Source organism: Pseudomonas sp. PDM28 (genome assembly GCF_019219115.1).
GTDB lineage: Bacteria > Pseudomonadota > Gammaproteobacteria > Pseudomonadales > Pseudomonadaceae > Aquipseudomonas > Aquipseudomonas laurylsulfatiphila.
In genome coordinates this window covers 1-16,842 of sequence record NZ_JAHUWG010000018.1, presented here as the reverse complement: position 1 = coordinate 16,842, position 16,842 = coordinate 1, and the positions used below count along the sequence as shown (strand labels likewise).

The 16,842-nt window shown below is 60.7% G+C and carries 11 protein-coding genes and 1 pseudogene; 1 reads left to right on the top strand and 11 read right to left on the bottom strand.

All coding sequences use genetic code 11. From position 1 onward, the window contains the following. Positions 1–20 precede the first annotated feature (20 nt). The 4 genes from astD to KW841_RS29105 all read right to left on the bottom strand — a co-directional run bounded on the left by astD (position 21) and on the right by KW841_RS29105 (position 5,043). Positions 21–1,490 (bottom strand): succinylglutamate-semialdehyde dehydrogenase, encoded by a 1,470-nt coding sequence (astD, locus tag KW841_RS29120; protein WP_218480721.1) that lies wholly within the window; start codon positions 1,488–1,490, stop codon positions 21–23. Continuing rightward, positions 1,487–2,512, bottom strand: a complete 1,026-nt coding sequence (astA, locus tag KW841_RS29115; RefSeq protein ID WP_007971025.1) for an arginine N-succinyltransferase — start codon at positions 2,510–2,512, stop codon at positions 1,487–1,489. The genes astD and astA overlap by 4 nt, the downstream gene beginning before the upstream one ends. Before the next feature lie 87 nt (positions 2,513–2,599). Then, the gene (aruF, locus tag KW841_RS29110; RefSeq protein ID WP_007971023.1) at positions 2,600–3,619 is read right to left on the bottom strand and encodes an arginine/ornithine succinyltransferase subunit alpha; all 1,020 of its coding nucleotides are present in this window, start codon (positions 3,617–3,619) and stop codon (positions 2,600–2,602) included. 203 nt (positions 3,620–3,822) lie between these two features. Further along, complete coding sequence (locus KW841_RS29105; RefSeq protein ID WP_007971021.1) at positions 3,823–5,043, bottom strand: aspartate aminotransferase family protein; 1,221 nt, start codon at positions 5,041–5,043, stop codon at positions 3,823–3,825. Between the two features lie 310 nt (positions 5,044–5,353). Here KW841_RS29105 and KW841_RS29100 point away from each other — a divergent pair, with 310 nt between their 5' ends. Next, complete coding sequence (locus KW841_RS29100; protein WP_218480717.1) at positions 5,354–10,291, top strand: dermonecrotic toxin domain-containing protein; 4,938 nt, start codon at positions 5,354–5,356, stop codon at positions 10,289–10,291. Positions 10,292–10,298: 7 nt separating this feature from the next. On the opposite strand, the gene argR is transcribed toward KW841_RS29100, so the two are convergent. The 7 genes and pseudogenes from argR to KW841_RS29065 form a co-directional block, all read right to left on the bottom strand. Beyond that, positions 10,299–11,291: a transcriptional regulator ArgR gene (gene argR, locus KW841_RS29095; protein WP_015096503.1), complete on the bottom strand. Its 993-nt coding sequence runs from the start codon at positions 11,289–11,291 to the stop codon at positions 10,299–10,301. A 246-nt stretch (positions 11,292–11,537) separates the two neighbouring features. Continuing rightward, entirely contained in the window at positions 11,538–12,302 is a 765-nt protein-coding gene (locus KW841_RS29090; RefSeq protein WP_007971015.1) for an ABC transporter ATP-binding protein, read from the bottom strand. Between the two features lie 27 nt (positions 12,303–12,329). Next, the gene (locus KW841_RS29085; RefSeq protein WP_218480716.1) at positions 12,330–13,442 is read right to left on the bottom strand and encodes a M14 family metallopeptidase; all 1,113 of its coding nucleotides are present in this window, start codon (positions 13,440–13,442) and stop codon (positions 12,330–12,332) included. A 1-nt stretch (position 13,443) separates the two neighbouring features. Next, positions 13,444–14,142, bottom strand: a complete 699-nt coding sequence (locus tag KW841_RS29080; protein WP_007971009.1) for an ABC transporter permease — start codon at positions 14,140–14,142, stop codon at positions 13,444–13,446. Next, a complete protein-coding gene (locus KW841_RS29075) occupies positions 14,139–14,828 on the bottom strand; it encodes an ABC transporter permease (RefSeq protein ID WP_007971008.1) in 690 nt (229 codons plus the stop codon). The genes KW841_RS29080 and KW841_RS29075 overlap by 4 nt, the downstream gene beginning before the upstream one ends. A 91-nt stretch (positions 14,829–14,919) precedes the next feature. Then, entirely contained in the window at positions 14,920–15,696 is a 777-nt protein-coding gene (locus tag KW841_RS29070; RefSeq protein ID WP_008049550.1) for an ABC transporter substrate-binding protein, read from the bottom strand. A 700-nt stretch (positions 15,697–16,396) separates the two neighbouring features. Next, positions 16,397–16,842, bottom strand: a pseudogene (locus KW841_RS29065) (acetyl-coenzyme A synthetase); the annotation flags it as partial.

The following is a 16,842-nucleotide window of genomic DNA, read 5'->3' as shown; positions in this document are numbered from 1 at the left end:
GGCTTGCCCGCGAATGGGCGCTACGCCATTTTCACGCCAGGCGTAAGAGCAGCAGGCATCACCAGGCTCGGCGTTTCCAGCGAGGCCACCGGGTACGCGCAGTAATCCGCCGCGTAGTAGGCACTGGCGCGGTGGTTGCCCGAGGCGCCGACGCCGCCGAAGGGCGCGCTGCTCGCGGCACCGGTCAGTTGCTTGTTCCAGTTGACGATACCGGCACGGCTTTCCAGCCAGAATTGCTGGTAACGCGCTTCGCAGTCCGACAGCAGACCGGCGGCCAGACCGTAGGCAGTGTCGTTGGCTTCAGCGATCGCCGCTTCAAAATCAGCGTAGCGGATCACTTGCAGCAACGGGCCGAACAGCTCTTCGTCAGGACGATCGGCAACGGCGGTCACGTCCAGGATGCCAGGGGTCAGCAGGGCCGACTGAGCCTGAGGCTGGGTCATTTCCAGCAGCGCCACGGCGCCATTGGCCAACAGGTGTTGCTGGGCATCCATCAGCGCTTTTGCCGCGCCGAGGGAAACCACCGAGCCCATGAACGGTGCCGGTTGTTGATCGAAAGCACCGACTTCAATAGTCGCGCTGACGGCAACAAGGCGCGCCAGCAGCGAATCGCCCCAGACGCCCTGCGGCACCAGCAAGCGGCGGGCACAGGTGCAACGCTGGCCGGCGGAGATGAACGCCGACTGAATGATGGTGTACACCGCGGCATCGAGGTCGGCGACCTGATCGACCACCAGCGGGTTGTTACCGCCCATCTCCAGCGCGAGGATCTTGTCCGGACGACCGGCGAATTGCTGGTGCAGATGGTTGCCGGTACGGCTGGAACCGGTGAAGAACAGACCGTCGATGCCCGGGTTCGCCGCCAGGGCGATACCGGTTTCGCGAGCGCCTTGCAGCAGGTTCAACACGCCCGCCGGCAGACCGGCCTCGATCCAGCACTTGACCGTCAGTTCGGCCACTTTCGGTGTCAGCTCGCTTGGCTTGAACAGCACGCTGTTACCCGCCAGCAGTGCCGGCACGATGTGGCCGTTCGGCAAGTGGCCCGGGAAGTTGTAAGGACCAAACACCGCGACTACACCGTGAGGCTTGTGGCGCAGCACAGCGGTGGCGTCGCCGAGCGGGCCGCTCTTCTCGCCGGTACGTTCGCGGTAGCTCTGTACCGAGATGGCGATCTTGTTGACCATGCTGGTGACTTCGGTCGCCGCTTCCCACAGGGGTTTGCCGGTTTCTTCGCCGATGGTGCGGGCCAGTTCGTCCGCATGATTCTTCAGCGCGGCAGCAAAGGCCTCCAGCACCGAGATACGCTCTTCCAGGGTACGCCGCGCCCAGCCCGGGAACGCCTGACGCGCCGCCTGCACAGCCGACTCGACCTGAGCGGCGGTGGCACCGACGCCGGACCACAGCACCTGCTGGGTCACCGGGTTCAGCGATTCGAAGGCTTCGCCCTGACCGGTCAGCCATTCACCTGCAATGTAAAGCGACTTCATTATTTCGACTCCCGAGCTGCGGACAACGCCACGGCGCGCACTTGATCGCCAGCGTTGAGTTGAAGACGTTTGGCGGTCTGCTGATCGACCACCAGGGTGCCGGCGGCCAGACGTGCCGGCGCAGCAGTGATGCGGCAGTCTTCTCGCTTGCGGTTATGGATGATGAATGGCGTGGCGTCGTCACCCGGCGTGCCGACGGCCAGCACCAGCGCCTGGCTGTCGCGAACTGCACGGATCTTGCCGGTTTCGCATTCGATGGCCGGGCCTGCGTCGAAGATGTCGACGTAGCCCTGGTAACTGAAACCTTCGCTCTTGAGCATGGCCAGCGCCGGTTCGGTGTCCGGGTGAACCTGACCGATCACGTTGCGCGCATCCGGCGACAGGAAGCAGGTGTACAGCGGGAATTTCGGCATCAGTTCGGCGATGAACGCCTTGTTGCCCACGCCAGTCAGGTAATCGGCCTGGCTGAATTCCATCTTGAAGAAGTGACGCCCCAGGCTTTCCCAGAACGGCGAACGCCCGGCTTCGTCGGAAACACCGCGCATTTCGGCGATGATCTTGTTGCCGAACAGTTGCGGGAATTCGGCGATGAACAGCATCCGCGCCTTGGACAGCATGCGACCGTTGAGACCGCTGCGGTAATCGGCGTGCAGGAACAACGAGCACAGCTCGGAGTTGCCGGTCAGGTCGTTGGCCAGGAACAGCGTCGGGATTTCGCGATAGATGTTCAGCTCTTGGGAAGCGCTGACCGTCAGACCGACCCGGAAGTTGTACCACGGCTCTCGCAGGCCGACGGCGCCGGCAATGGCGGAAATGCCCACCACGCGACCGTCGTCGTCTTCGAGCACGAACAGGTAGTCCGCATCGCCCCGCCCGGCTTCGCCGCGAAAGGTCTTCTCGGCCCAGCCGACCCGATGGGCCAGACGTTCTTCGTTGGCCGGCAAGGTGGTCAGGCCGGTGCCGGTGCTGCGGGCCAGGTCGATCAGAGCGGGTAAATCGCTGCTGCGTACGGGACGAACGATCATGCTATCTCCTCAAACGGGCCGCTTGCGCCACCCGTGAAACTCGCTGCTTTACTAAGCATTCACTCTTTATAGGCATAGCAGCAGGTGTTAAACCGCCACCAGGCGCACGCTGGCACCTTCACCGACACCCAGGGCTTCGGCCGCTTCCAGGTCCAGGGTCACCGGTTTACCCGGCGCGTAGTCAAGCTCGAGCATGACTGCGCGGTAGTCCTGCAACTGGGCGTTAGCCACCAGGTACTGGCGACCGACACCTTTGACCGGCTCGCCGATCTTCACCGGCACTACGCGGCTCTGGGCGATCGAACGGATCCCCGAGACGCGGGCATGCAGGGTCGGGCCGCCGTCGAAAATGTCGATGTAGTGATCGGTCTCGAAGCCTTCGCGCATCAGGATGTCGAAGGTGATCTGCGCCCGCGGGTGCACCTGGCCCATCGCTTCTTGCGCGGAGTCCGGCAGCAGGGGCACGTAGATCGGGTAATGCGGCATCAGTTCGGCGAGGAACGTACGGCTCTTGAGACCGCACAGACGCTCGGCTTCAGCGTAGTTGAGGTCGAAAAAGTTGCGCCCGATGGCATCCCAGAATGGCGAGTCGCCGTTTTCATCGCTGTAACCGACGATCTCGGTCACCACGGAATCGGCAAAACGCTCCGGATGGCTGGCCACGAACAGCAAGCGGCCTCGGGAGTTGAGTTCCGACCACGGCGAACCCACCAGATCGCGCTGCACGTAGAAGCTGGTCAGCAAGCTGTTGCCGGTCAGGTCGTGGCACTGGGAGAGCACGTGGATCTTGTTGTGAATCTTCAGCTCGCGCGAAGCGTGCACGAAGGTTTCGTTGCGAAAGCTGTAGAACGGCTCGGAGTAACCGGCCGACGCCACGATGGCCGAGCAACCGACCAGCTTGCCGGTGGCACTGTCTTCGAGGACGAAGAAATAGCTTTCCTCACCGTTGAAGCTCACTTCGGCGGCGAACGAGGCTTCGCTTGCCGCGATTTTGTCGCTCAGGCGCTCAACGTCATCCGGCAAGGAAGTGACACCAATCGGACTGTCCGCAGCCAGACGCTGTACCTCGCCCAGATCAGCCATTTGCGCGGGGCGCATCACCAGCATGGTGTCACTCCTTTTCTCTTAAGGTATCTATAGAAAACATGCCCGAATCCTGTGGGAGCGGGCTTGCCCGCGATGGCGTCCTGTCAGATAACAATGAAGTCGGCTGTCAGGCCCTCATCGCGGGCAAGCCCGCTCCCACAGGGAATGTGCCCGGCATATAAAATTGGGTTCGACGCCTGAACGGTCAGGCGTCGAAGGGTCTATCAGGCTTGCGTCAGTTTTGCCGCGGCACGTTCGAAGCGGTCCAGGCCGGCATCGATATCGGCGTCTTCCACCACCAGGCTTGGCGCGAAACGCACCACGTCCGGGCCGGCTTGCAGGACCATCAGGCCTTCTTTTTCAGCGGCGTTGAAGATGTCCTTGGCCTTGCCTTTCCACGCATCGCTCAACACGCAGCCGATCAACAGGCCCATGCCACGGACCTTGGTGAACAGGCCGTATTTTTCGCCGATCTGCTCAAGGCGCGCCTTGAACTTGTCGTGCTTGGCCTTGACGCCGGCCAGCACTTCAGGGGTGTTGATCACGTCGATCACAGCTTCCGCGACCGCACACGCCAGCGGGTTGCCGCCGTAGGTGGTGCCGTGGGTGCCGACGACCAGGTGCTTGGCCAGGTCTTCAGTGGTCAACATGGCCGCGATCGGGAAACCACCGCCCAGGCTCTTGGCGCTGGTCAGGATGTCCGGAGTCACGCCGTAATGCTGGTAGGCGAACAGGTGGCCGGTGCGGCCCATGCCGGTTTGCACTTCGTCGAAGATCAGCAATGCGTTGTGCGCGGTGCACAGTTCGCGGGCACCTTGCAGGTATTCGAGTTCAGCCGGGATGACACCGCTTTCGCCCTGGATCGGCTCCAGCACCACAGCGCAAGTCTTGTCGGAAATGGCGGCTTTCAGCGCGGCCAGATCGTTGTACGGCACATGGGTGATGCCGGTGATCTTCGGACCGAAGCCATCGGAGTACTTCGACTGGCCACCGACGTTCACAGTGAACAGGGTACGGCCGTGGAAGCTGTTGAGCGCGGCGATGATCTCGTACTTCTCGCTGCCGAAACGGTCGAAACCGACACGACGGGCCAGCTTGAAGGCAGCCTCGTTGGCTTCGGCGCCGGAGTTGCAGAAGAAGGCGCGGTCGGCAAAGGTGGCGTCGACCAGCTTGTGCGCCAGGCGCAGGGCCGGCTCATTGGTGAACACGTTGGACACGTGCCACAGCTTGTTCGCCTGCTCGGTCAAGGCACCGACCAGCGCCGGATGCGCGTGGCCCAATACGTTAACGGCAATCCCGCCGGCGAAGTCGATCAGCTCGCGACCGGACTGGTCCCAGACGCGGGAACCGGCGCCACGCACAGGAATGAATGCGGCAGGCGCATAGTTGGGAACCATTACCTGATCGAAATCGGCGCGTTGTACCGCAGCGTGCTCAACGGACATCGGAGTCTCCTGAAGAGAAAACACTCGCCTGAAACTGGCGAGCGATGGGGGGATTGTAAGGACAGTTTTCAGCCCGGCCTTGCCGCCAAGCGACAACTTCTTATAGCGCAAACCCCGGATTTTCCCGGGTTTACGGCAATGCGACATATAGGGTCGCAAAGGCGCAGTTTAACTGGCGGCGCACGTTTACGGCAGGTCGCTGTGTCGTAACCCATGCCGATTCCATGAATGCGGTAGATATGTACCGCGTGTCGTCTTCGATTACGGGTTTTCCTGACGGTCTATCAACCGCAAGGGTGGACCTCTCCCCATGAATACCGAAAATCCCGACATCCCTGAGACTTTCAGGCCCGACGCGCATTACCAGCATCTGATGAATGTCATTCCACCCTGGCTTCGCCAAACCACGCCAAAACGGCGTGAAGCGCTGCGCAACATCAAGCCGGTGTTGCCCAACCCCATCAGGGATGCATCTGCAGCCCAGCACGCCGAACTCGGCCGACTCATTACCCGGCAGACGGTGAGCCAGAACCGGGTCGATCAGGCCCTGGCGAATCTGCTGAACCCCGCAGCCTTCGCCGAACCCATGCTCAAGGGCGCACTCAAGACACGTTTCGGCCTGGAAGTGGACGTCAGTAAAATCTTTCTGCGCCTATACATTCCCGCGCACATCCCCTGGCTGCGCCTGAAGTCGGGAGCCGCGCGCACCTGGACCGTGTCGTTGCTGGACGCTGCGCTGCACAACTTCGAAAGCGCCGAAACCGAAGCCGACGCCTTTGAACCCGCCTCGACTTACATCACCGCGCCCTCTTCCACCGGGCAATTCAGCACCCTGCCACAGATTCTGGCGAAGATGCCAATCACGGCGTTCACCCAACTATGCCGCGAGCTCGACATTGGCGAGCGCTATAGAAAGTACCTGGAAGACAACCTTGGCATCAGCAACCCGGTGGCTGCGGCGATCCTGCAACCGAAAATTCGCGAAAGCCAAAAAACCGCACTGACCGCTGCCCTGCAGATGGCGCAGATGCAAAACCTGCTGACCAGCGACGTTCATCAGCCACTCCTTCGCCTGCTCTCCGATGCACACGGCCAATCCTGGCGATGCCATGACCTGACGATCATGAATGCCCGCCTGACCGGCATCGTGCTGTTCGCCCCGGGACTGGAGCGCGCCCGCGAAGAGGTCCGGGTAGTGGCCTACATTCCTGACGACCCCGAACACCCCATCAAGCAATACCCCTCATCGGCGGCATTCGCCGAGGAACTGGGCCAGCGCCTGCGGGCGCCCGACTATCAACAGTTTTTCAGTCGTTTTATCAATCATGAAGACCGCGGTTACTTCTTCGCCGAGCTGAACAACCGCCTCGATCCCATCACCTGGCAACCGGTCCCACCTGGCGATCCACGGCCGACCTGGAGAGAAACCCCCAACCAGCGTCCCGACCTGCAAATGGCAGTCACGCCGATCAGAGGTGACCTGTGGGCTCATCTCTATCAACGCAAACTCGACAAGATCCTCAATGACGCGCGCGTGATCGCCGTGTCGACGGCCACGGTCGACCGCAAGGCCCGATGGGCGTTATGGGACTCCTTCACGGAAATCGCCTCGGCGCTGCTGAACACCGCAGCCTTCATCGCGTTGCCGTTCTTCCCGTTCCTAGGCGAGCTGATGCTGGCTTACACGGCCTATCAGCTGCTGGATGACACCTTCGAAGGTGTTATCGACTGGGCAGAAGGCCTGACCAACGAAGCCTTCGAGCATTTCATGGGGATGGTTGAATCTGCAGTGCAACTGGGCACTTTCGCGGCAGGTGGCATGATCGCCGTCAGCGAATTTCGCGCGGTCCTGCCCCGGGAAGTCGTGCAATTCATCGACCGCTTCAACGCCGTGAAACGCCCCAATGGCGAAACCCGCTATTGGCAGCCCGACCTGACGCCTTACGAAAAAACCGTCGCGATCCCCAACGACGCGAAACCCGACTCGATGGGACTGCACACCCACCAAGGCAAAACCCTGCTGACACTGGACAACCGCCGTTACTCCGTGACCGAAGATCCGCTGACCGGGCGCCATCGCATCCAGCACCCCACGCGTCCCGAAGCGTACCAACCCACCCTGAGGCACAACGGAAAAGGGGCCTGGCACACCGAACTCGAGCAGCCACTGACCTGGGACCAGGACACCCTGCTGCGACGTCTCGGTCCGGACATGCAGCGTTTTTCCGCGAGCGAACGCGAGCGCATCCTCACCATCAGCGGCTGCCACGAAAACGCCTTGCGCAAGATGCATGTCGACGCCGAACAACTGCCGCCGCTGCTGGCCGACACCCTCAAACGCTTCAAGATTGATCAGGACCTGCAGATCTTCATTGATCAAATCGGCAGCAATCGTGCGGACGATTACCTGAAGGCTGATCCGCTGATGCAACTGGAACTGCTCTGCGACTACGGTAACTGGCCAGCGGACAAGGGGCTGCGACTGGCCGATGCAACAGGAGAAACCCTCTGGGAGCGCGGCATGGGCAACCAGGTCGTGGTGCAGATCAACCTGGCGCAACTGGACGATGGCGACCTGATCAACACCCTGTTGCAACACCTCGACAACACCGACGCACGCTCAGTGCGCCGCTACCTGACAACGCTTGCCGCCGACAAACGGGAAACCCTCTTCAGCCAGCGCTACCGCAAAATCGAACAAGGTGCGCGCCCCTTGGTCCAGCGCATTATCGACAGCGAGCCCGGTTTGCCAACCAGCCTCGCCGAAGCACTGCTCGACAGCGCCAGTGCCGCTGAACGCGAGCAACTGGAGCGTGGAGCATTGTCCAAACGCCTCACGGAACTGGCACAGGAGGCCGGCCTGCAAGTGCGCGTCACTCGCGCTTATGAGGGGCTCGAGCTGTACTCGACGCGCAACCATCTCGACACCGATCGCCTGGCGTTACACACCCTGGAACGCTTACCTGGCTGGTCGGGACAACTGCGCCTGGAAATCCGCCAATACACCCACAATGGGCCGCTGATCGACAGTATTGGCGAGCCGGATGCGCTCGTGCGCAAGGTGCTGGTATTGACCGATGAAGGGGCTTATCAGGCCTACGACGACGCCGGTGAACAGCTCAGTAGCACCGACTCCCTCTATTCCAGCCTGTTACAGGCACTGCCCGACAGCGAGCGAATCGCCCTCGACCTCAACATCGGTGAGGGCGAAAGGCTCAAGCAGCTGATTCGCACCCACGCGCTCACTCGTGAATCATTGCGTGCACTGCTGGCGCAACGGCCGAATATCAAGCCTGCCTACGATCCGGCGGTGATGCGCTTGCTGGGCGGGGGCGATGGTTATCACCGGATGCCGGCCAATACCCCTTCATTACAAAGCCACATCTATCGGCTGTTTCCCCATCTGAGCCCAGAGGAACTGCAAGCCTTTGCCGCACGATTGCAAGGCACGCCCGGCGGACCGCGCGCAGAACTCCAGCGCCTGTTCTATCAACACGCGCAATTGTTTGAGCAATTGAACGCCTGGCGCGAAGAGATCCCACTGTATGTTCCGGGCACGCAAATCCGCTTGAGCATCGAGCAGCTCGCCAGTCAACGGCTTGCGCGTCGGCAAATGACAGCCAGTTTGCTCGACGGCTGGCGGCGTCAGGCCACCTACGACAGCGCCCATGGCGTACCGGTTTCCTTTGAGTTTTCCCAGCCGGTTGTTGGCGAGCTGCCAAAGTTGAACGTCGATTTCCCTCACGTGCGCAGCGTGACGCTTGAAGGTCATCGTGCCACCCAGGGCGTGAATGATTTTTTGAAGGGGTTTTCCAGCCTCAACCGCCTGGCACTACGCAACTTCGAACTGGGGCAGTTGCCGGACGCCATTGCCCAATGGCCCCAACTCGACGCACTCATCCTCAGCGACTGCGCCGTGACCCTCACAGAACAGAGTCGCGCCACCCTGTCTGGCCTGAATCAATTGACTGCGCTCGACCTGTATAAAAACCCGCTCGGTGAGTGCCCTTCCCTGGCAAACATGCCGAAGCTGAACTACGTCGATCTTTCCGGTACCGGAATTAACCGCATTCCCGACGGCCTGGTGAATCACCCGAGCATTCGAACCGCCATTTTGAATGACAACCAGATCACCGAATTGCCCACCACCCTCTTCGATCTGCCCGGAAACATCACCGAGGGATTTGATTTTGGCAACAACCCTATGTCCCCGAGCACCCGGGAACACATCAAGCGTCACTATCAGCGAACCGAACAGGACTTTGGAGTCCATGCCGAACAGGTCGATATCGATCGCGTCAAAGCCCTCTACCCAAGTCTGGACAACGAAGAGGCCAGCGACTTCGTCTATCGCTTACCCGGCACCCTCGCAGAGGGTCGAGCCGACCTGACCCGTCGCGAGCTCGAACTCACCCGACTCGGTACCGAGCTGAGCCGGTGGACGGCTGATGTGCCCGACACCCATTCCGTTACTGGCGCCCCGCTGACGGCCGACGAGATGTTTGCCGAGCACGTCAAAAGAGACGAATTCAAGCAAAACCTGGAACGCTGTTGGCGCCAGATCCCCATCGAAAACATTGCCGTGGGTGAGTACGGATTCGTCTCACACCTGGCAATCATGGGTGACCTGCCGACGCTGTCAGCCGACTTCAGTCATGTGCCCGAAATGTACCTGACGACCGCCCATGGCATTGCACCAAGACTTGGCCGGTTCCTGGACAGTTTTGCCAACCTGGACACCCTGACCATTCGGGGATACCAACTGGGCAACCTTCCCGAAGCCATCTTCAGAATGGGCAAGTTGTCGGTGCTGAGCTTGTCGGAGTGTGGCATTACGCTGACTCAGGAAACGGTAGAGGCCCTGGCGGGCATGGAGCACCTTGACCACTTGAGCCTGCGGGACAACCCACTCGGCCCAAGCCCTGACCTTAGCCACATGACAGAAATATCCTCACTGGACTTGAGCCATACGGGCATCACTGAAATCCCCAAGGGCGTGCTGAGCATCACGACCTGGACCGACGTCGACCTGAGCTTCAACGCCATTACCGAGATGCCGCCCGAACTCATGGAGGTGGACCCGGGCGCCGGAGAAAGCTTTGACTTCAGCGGCAACCCGTTCAATGCGCAAAGCTTGCAACGCATCGCTGCATACTTTCGCGCAACCGAGAATGATCTGGGTATCGACGCAATAGCCGACATGCCGGTGCCTGTGGATGAGGCGCCCGACACCGACATTGAAGACTGAGTACTGGCTAACCGCGTTCCGGCGGTACCGATGACAATTCGAACGGACTGCTGCTGCGCCGCTGGTTGCGATCTTCCCGCGGCGTGGCACCGAAGAAGTTGCGATAGGCGCTGGAGAAGTGCGGCCCCGAGGAGAAGCCACAGGACAGGCCGATCTGAATGATCGACTTGCTGGTTTGCATCAACATCTGCCGGGCCTTGTTCAGGCGCAGTTCCAGGTAGTACTGGCTCGGCACACGGTTGAGGTATTGCTTGAAGATCCGCTCCAGCTGCCGACGGGACACGCACACGTGCTGGGCGATTTCGTCGGTGGTCAGCGGCTCTTCGATGTTGGCCTCCATCAGCAACACGGCTTGCGTGAGCTTCGGATGGCTGGAGCCGAGGCGGTTCTGCAACGGGATACGCTGGCGCTCGCCGCCCTCGCGGATGCGCTCGACCACCAGTTCTTCGGAGACCGCACCCGCCAGCTCCGCGCCATGGTCGCGGGCCAACACGGCCAGCAACAAGTCGAGCACCGACATGCCGCCGCACGCGGTCAGGCGATCGCGATCCCAGTCGAACAGGTGGCTGGTGGCGATGACCTTCGGAAAGCGCTCGGCGAAATCATCCTGCCAGCGCCAATGCACGGCCGCGCGATAGCCATCGAGCAAGCCGAGTTGCGCCAACGGGTAAACACCGGCCGACAGACCGCCGATCACGCAACCGGAGCGCACCAGCTGTTTGAGCGCACTGCTGAGCGCCGGCGCCAGTGCGGTCGGCGGCTCGTCAGCGAGCAGGAACAATTTCTGGAAGTTTTCCAGCTTGCCGGTCCATGCCTCACCCGGCAATTGCCAGGCGCTGTCGGCCGCGGCTTCTGTAATGGCTTCGGCCTGCAGGAACGACAGTTCATAGACCACGTCCGGATGCACACGCTGGGCAACACGCAAGGCCTCCTCAGCCAGCGCAAGCGTCAGTGCTTTAGTGCTGGGCCAAATCAGGAAACCAATTCGATGGGCAGTCATGGTGGGCAATCCGAAGCGAAGAACAGAGATGAAGGCATGGGCCAATGCTAGCCCGTAAATGAACGCAAATCTCGAAACCAATAGAGATCAAACTGTGGGAGCTGGCTTGCCAGCGATGGCGGTATGTCTGTGCCAAAGATGCAAACTGACCCACCGCTATCGCTGGCAAGCCAGCTCCCACAGGGATTGGGGCTGGCCTTTAGGCTGCGAAGCATGCACTAACCCTGTGCACAACGGCAGTCCTGATTACTTCAAGCTGCCGGACAGGAACTGCTGCAGACGCTCCGATTGCGGATTGACCAGCACTTCACGCGGGTTGCCGCTTTCTTCGACCACACCCTTGTGCAGGAACACCAGCTGGTTCGACACTTCACGGGCGAAGCCCATTTCGTGGGTCACCACCACCATGGTCCGGCCTTCCTGGGCCAGGGCCTGCATGACTTTCAACACGTCGCCCACCAGCTCCGGGTCGAGGGCCGAGGTCGGTTCGTCGAACAGCATCACCTCAGGTTCCATCGCCAGTGCACGGGCAATCGCCACGCGCTGCTGCTCGCCGCCGGACATGTGGCCCGGGTAGGCGTCTTTGCGATGGGCCACGCCGACCTTGTTCAGGTAGTGTTCGGCTTTTTCCCGAGCTTCAGCCTTGGACACGCCGAGCACGTGCACCGGCGCTTCCATGATGTTTTCCAGCGCGGTCATGTGCGACCACAGGTTGAAATGCTGGAACACCATCGACAGGCGCGAACGCATGCGTTGCAGCTGTTTCGGGTCGGCGGCTTTCAACGCGCCGTCCTTGTTCGCCACCAGCTTCAACTCTTCGTTGTTGAGCAGGATCTTGCCCGCGTGCGGCTGCTCCAGCAGGTTGATGCAGCGCAGGAAGGTACTTTTGCCGGAGCCACTGGAGCCGATGATGCTGATCACATCGCCGGCTGCCGCTTTCAGGGACACGCCCTTGAGCACTTCGTGACTGCCATAGCGTTTATGCAGGTCTTGGACTTCAAGTTTGTACATGCGGTCGGTTCTCACAAAAACAGTCAGTCAGTCGTTGAGCAAGCGCCCGTGACGCAGCGCTTCGCGCCCCGCCACCTTGGCCAGCCAGAAACCGGGTTGGGCATAACGCAGCCGTTCAATGGCAAACAGCACCCCGGACGTACCAGCACACACCGTGCTGACCCGATCCGCCAACGGATCGATCACTTCAAAAATCTCGTCGCCCGCTTCAACCCACTCACCGGGCTTACGCAGGAAACTCACCACACCGGGGTGTGGTGCCAACAACAATTCAGTGCCTTCGAACGGCAAGCCCTCGCAAGGCTCTTGCGCAGCTTTTGGCCATTCACCGCCAATCAGGCCTTGCTCGGCGAGGAACGCCAGAATGCCTTCGGCATAAGCCTCTGCTTCGGCGCGCCCGGTGTCGGCCTGACCACCCAATTCAATGGTAGTCGCCAGGCAGGCCAGCGGAATTTGCGCCTGCGGGAACAGACGCGACAGGCGCAACCACGGCAACGAACAGGCTTCGTCGAACGAACTGCCGCCGGAATCTTCCGCCAGCAAACCGACCCGCACGTTCAGGTGCGCAGCCAGCGAACGCCACTGCGGCCAGTGCTGCGGCAAGGCGTACATGTGCAGCGCCGCTTCGGCGTCGCAATGCAGATCCAGCACCACATCGGCGGTACAGGCGTGGCTGAGCAGAACGCGCTGCATGCCCTGCAACTGGCTGCTCGCCTCTGGCAAAGCGGCCAGATGATCGACCATCGCCTGACGGATCAGGCGAATGTTGGCGTGCGGATCGTCACCCAGGCTTTCTGCTAAGGCAGCCGCCACAGGTGCGCTCAACTCGACGAAATCGCGGTTGAAGTTCTTGCCGCTGCCCGCCTCGAAACGCCCTTGATGATTGCCCTGAAGCAGTTGACCCAGACCCAGTGGATTAGCCACCGGCACCAGTTCGACCACACCGTTGAGCAAGCCCTGGGCTTCGAGTTCGGCCAGACGCTTTTTCAGCTCGAACGCCGTGCGCATGCCCGGCAGCTCATCGGCATGCAGACTGGCCTGGATGTAGGCCTTGCGCTCGCCATTACCGAAGCGGAACACCGAAATATGGCGTTCGCTGCCCAGGTGGCTCCACGGCAAAGCATGATCGATGCGTTCCATATCAGTGCTTCCGCGGGGCCAGGTAGCCCAGCCAGCGGCGCTCGGCCATCTTGAACAGCTTCACCAGGATGAAGGTCAGGCACAGGTAGAACACGCCGGCGGTGATGTAGGCCTCGAACGGCAGGTAGAACTGGGCGTTGACCGTGCGCGCGGCACCGGTGATGTCGATCAGGGTCACGATGGACGCCAGACTGGTGGTCTGCAGCATCATGATCACTTCGTTGCTGTACTGCGGCAGCGCCCGGCGCAGGGCCGACGGCAGCAGGATGCGCTTGTACATCTTGAAGCGCGACATGCCCATGGCCTTGGCCGCTTCGATCTCGCCGTTCGGCGTGGCCCGCAGGCTGCCAGCGATGATCTCGGCGGTGTAGGCGCTGGTGTTGATCGCGAACGCCAGGCACGCACAGAAGGTTGCGCTGGACAGCCACGGCCAGAGGAAGCTCTCACGCACCGCTTCGAACTGCGCCAGACCGTAGTAGATCAAGAACAGCTGCACCAGCATCGGTGTGCCGCGGATCACGTAGGTATAGAGCCAGGCGGACATGTTGACCACCGAGTTCTTCGAGACGCGCATCAGGCCCAGTGGCAATGCGCACAGCAAGCCGAAGAACAGCGACAGCGCGAGCAGTTTGAGGGTGGTCACCAGGCCGCCGAAGTACAGCGGCAAGGCCTCCCAAATGACGTTGTAGTCGAAGATCATAGATCAGCCGCCCTTACGCCTACCGAGTAGCGCTTCTCAAGGTGACGCAATGCCAGCAACGACACACTGGTGATCACCAGGTACATCGCCGCCACTGCGAGGAAGAAGGTGAAAGGTTCGCGGGTGGCATCGGCCGCCTGCTTGGCCTTGAACATCATGTCCTGCAGGCCCACCACCGAAATCAGCGCGGTCGCCTTGGTCAGAACCAGCCAGTTGTTGGTGAAACCCGGAATCGCCAGACGAATCATCTGCGGTACCAACACCCGGAAGAACACCTGCAAACTGCTCATGCCGTACGCCATGCCGGCTTCGGCCTGACCCTTGGGGATCGCCATGAACGCGCCCCGGAAGGTTTCCGACAGGTACGCACCGAAGATGAAACCCAGGGTGCCGATACCGGCGGCCAACGGATTCAGGTCGATGTACTCGTCAAAACCGAGCAGCGGTGCGACGCGGTTGAGCAGGTCCTGGCCGCCGTAGAAAATCAGCAGGATCAGTACCAGGTCGGGAATACCGCGGATCACCGTGGAATACAGGTCGCCCAGCCAGGCCAGCCAGCGCACCGGCGACAGACGCAGTGCCACGCCGATCAGGCCCAGAACGATGGCCAGGGCCATGGACGACAAGGCGAGCTGAAGCGTCAGCCAAGCGCCATCGAGGATGACAGCCCCGTAGCCTTTCAACATGATTCAGGTCCTCGAAAGTTGGGATGAAAAAATGGCGCAAACCTCAGAGATCCTGCTGCTTGCGCCATTTCGGACTTGTCGCCGGGGCGTGTTACTTGCCGTAGATATCGAAGGCGAAGTACTTGTCCTGGATTTGCTTGTACTTGCCGTTCTCGCGAATGGCGGCGATGGCGGCGTTGAGCTTGTCCAGCTCAGCCTTGTCGCCCTTGCGCACCGCGATGCCTACGCCGTCGCCGAAGTACTTGACGTCGGTGAACGCAGGGCCGACGAAGGCGAAACCTTTACCGGCGTCGGTTTTCAGGAAACCGTCATCCAGAAGCGTAGCGTCTGCCACGGTGCCGTCGAGGCGGCCGGCGGCCACGTCGAGGTAAATTTCGTTCTGCGAACCGTAAGGCTTGATCTCGGCACCCAGCGGGGCCAGGACTTCGCGGGCGAAACGCTCGTGGATCGAACCACGCTGCACGCCGATGTTCTTGCCCTTGAGCTCGGTCAGGCCTTCGCTGACCTGGGTGCCGGCCTTCATGACCAGGCGAGCCGGGGTGTTGTAGTACTTGTTGGTGAAGTCCACGGACTTCTTGCGATCTTCAGTGATCGACATGGACGACAGGATCGCGTCGATCTTGCGCACTTTCAGTGCCGGGATCAGGCCGTCGAACTCTTGCTCGACCCACACGCACTTGACCTTCATCTCTTCGCACAGGGCGTTGCCGATGTCGTAGTCGAAACCAACGATGCTGCCGTCCGGTGCTTTGGAAGCGAACGGAGGGTAAGCCGCTTCGATACCAATTTTCAGAGGCTTTTCATCGGCGAAGGATGGCAGCGACAGCACGGACAGTGCCAGGGCGCCAAGCAGCACGAGTTTCTTCATCTTGGGACTCCATCGGTAAAGGGCAAAAACGGCAGAGTGAGCAACAGCCCAATATGCGAATGAGTGGAACCGGAAAGCAGTGCTGCGTCCTACATTGCGTGTGCGAAATTTCAACACGGGCAACGACGAGCGAGTGATCGGCATTCTAACGACAGGCCCGAGGCCGATATTTCTTCAATGCGACAACTAATTACAGAAGCACCGAGAAAGTCGCTTTAGCGCGTTGACAGCCCTGCAAAATCATGCAAGAGCAAAAGATATGGAACCGATCTATATTGCAAATTGCGGGCCTATTATTGGCAAACCCTTCTAATCCGGCAAGCGCAGCGTGGGGTCTTATTTTTCAGCGGTGGTTTTTAGGCTCGGATAAGGGGCCTGGCGTTTCCCAATGCCCCGCATTGGCGCGATGCGGTTACACATTCAGTAACCTGAAAGATCTCGGGTAACAGTAGGAAAACGCCGACAGAGGAAACCGATATTTATTGGTAGATGTTGCTGTAGCGCCTGCCAAACCGCTATCGCGAGCAAGCTCGCTCCCACAGGGATTCGTGGTGTACACACGACCTGAGCCACACCGCAAAAACCTGTGGGAGCGAGCTTGCTCGCGATGGGGCCAGCCCGCCCAACACAAAAACCAGAGAATAAAAAAGCCCCACCCGGCGCAACGCCAGGTGGGGCTTCAATGACTCAGAACCGCCGCTTACGCGACATTCATCGTCTTGTGCGTATCAATCAAATGCTGCACCACACTCGGATCCGCCAAGGTAGAGATATCCCCCAACCCATCATATTCAGCGGTAGCAATCTTGCGCAGAATCCGCCGCATGATCTTGCCCGAACGAGTCTTCGGCAGCCCCGGCGCCCACTGAATCACATCCGGCGAAGCAATCGGCCCGATCTCCTTGCGCACCCAGTTTTTCAGTTCCAGGCGCAGCTGCTCGTTCGGCTCCTCGCCATTTTTCAGGGTGACATACACATAAATGCCCTGTCCCTTGATGTCGTGCGGCACACCGACCACCGCCGCTTCGGCGACTTTCGGGTGCGCGACCATCGCGCTTTCGATCTCGGCGGTGCCCATGCGGTGGCCGGAGACGTTGAGCACGTCGTCCACGCGACCGGTGATCCAGTAGTAGCCATCGGCATCGC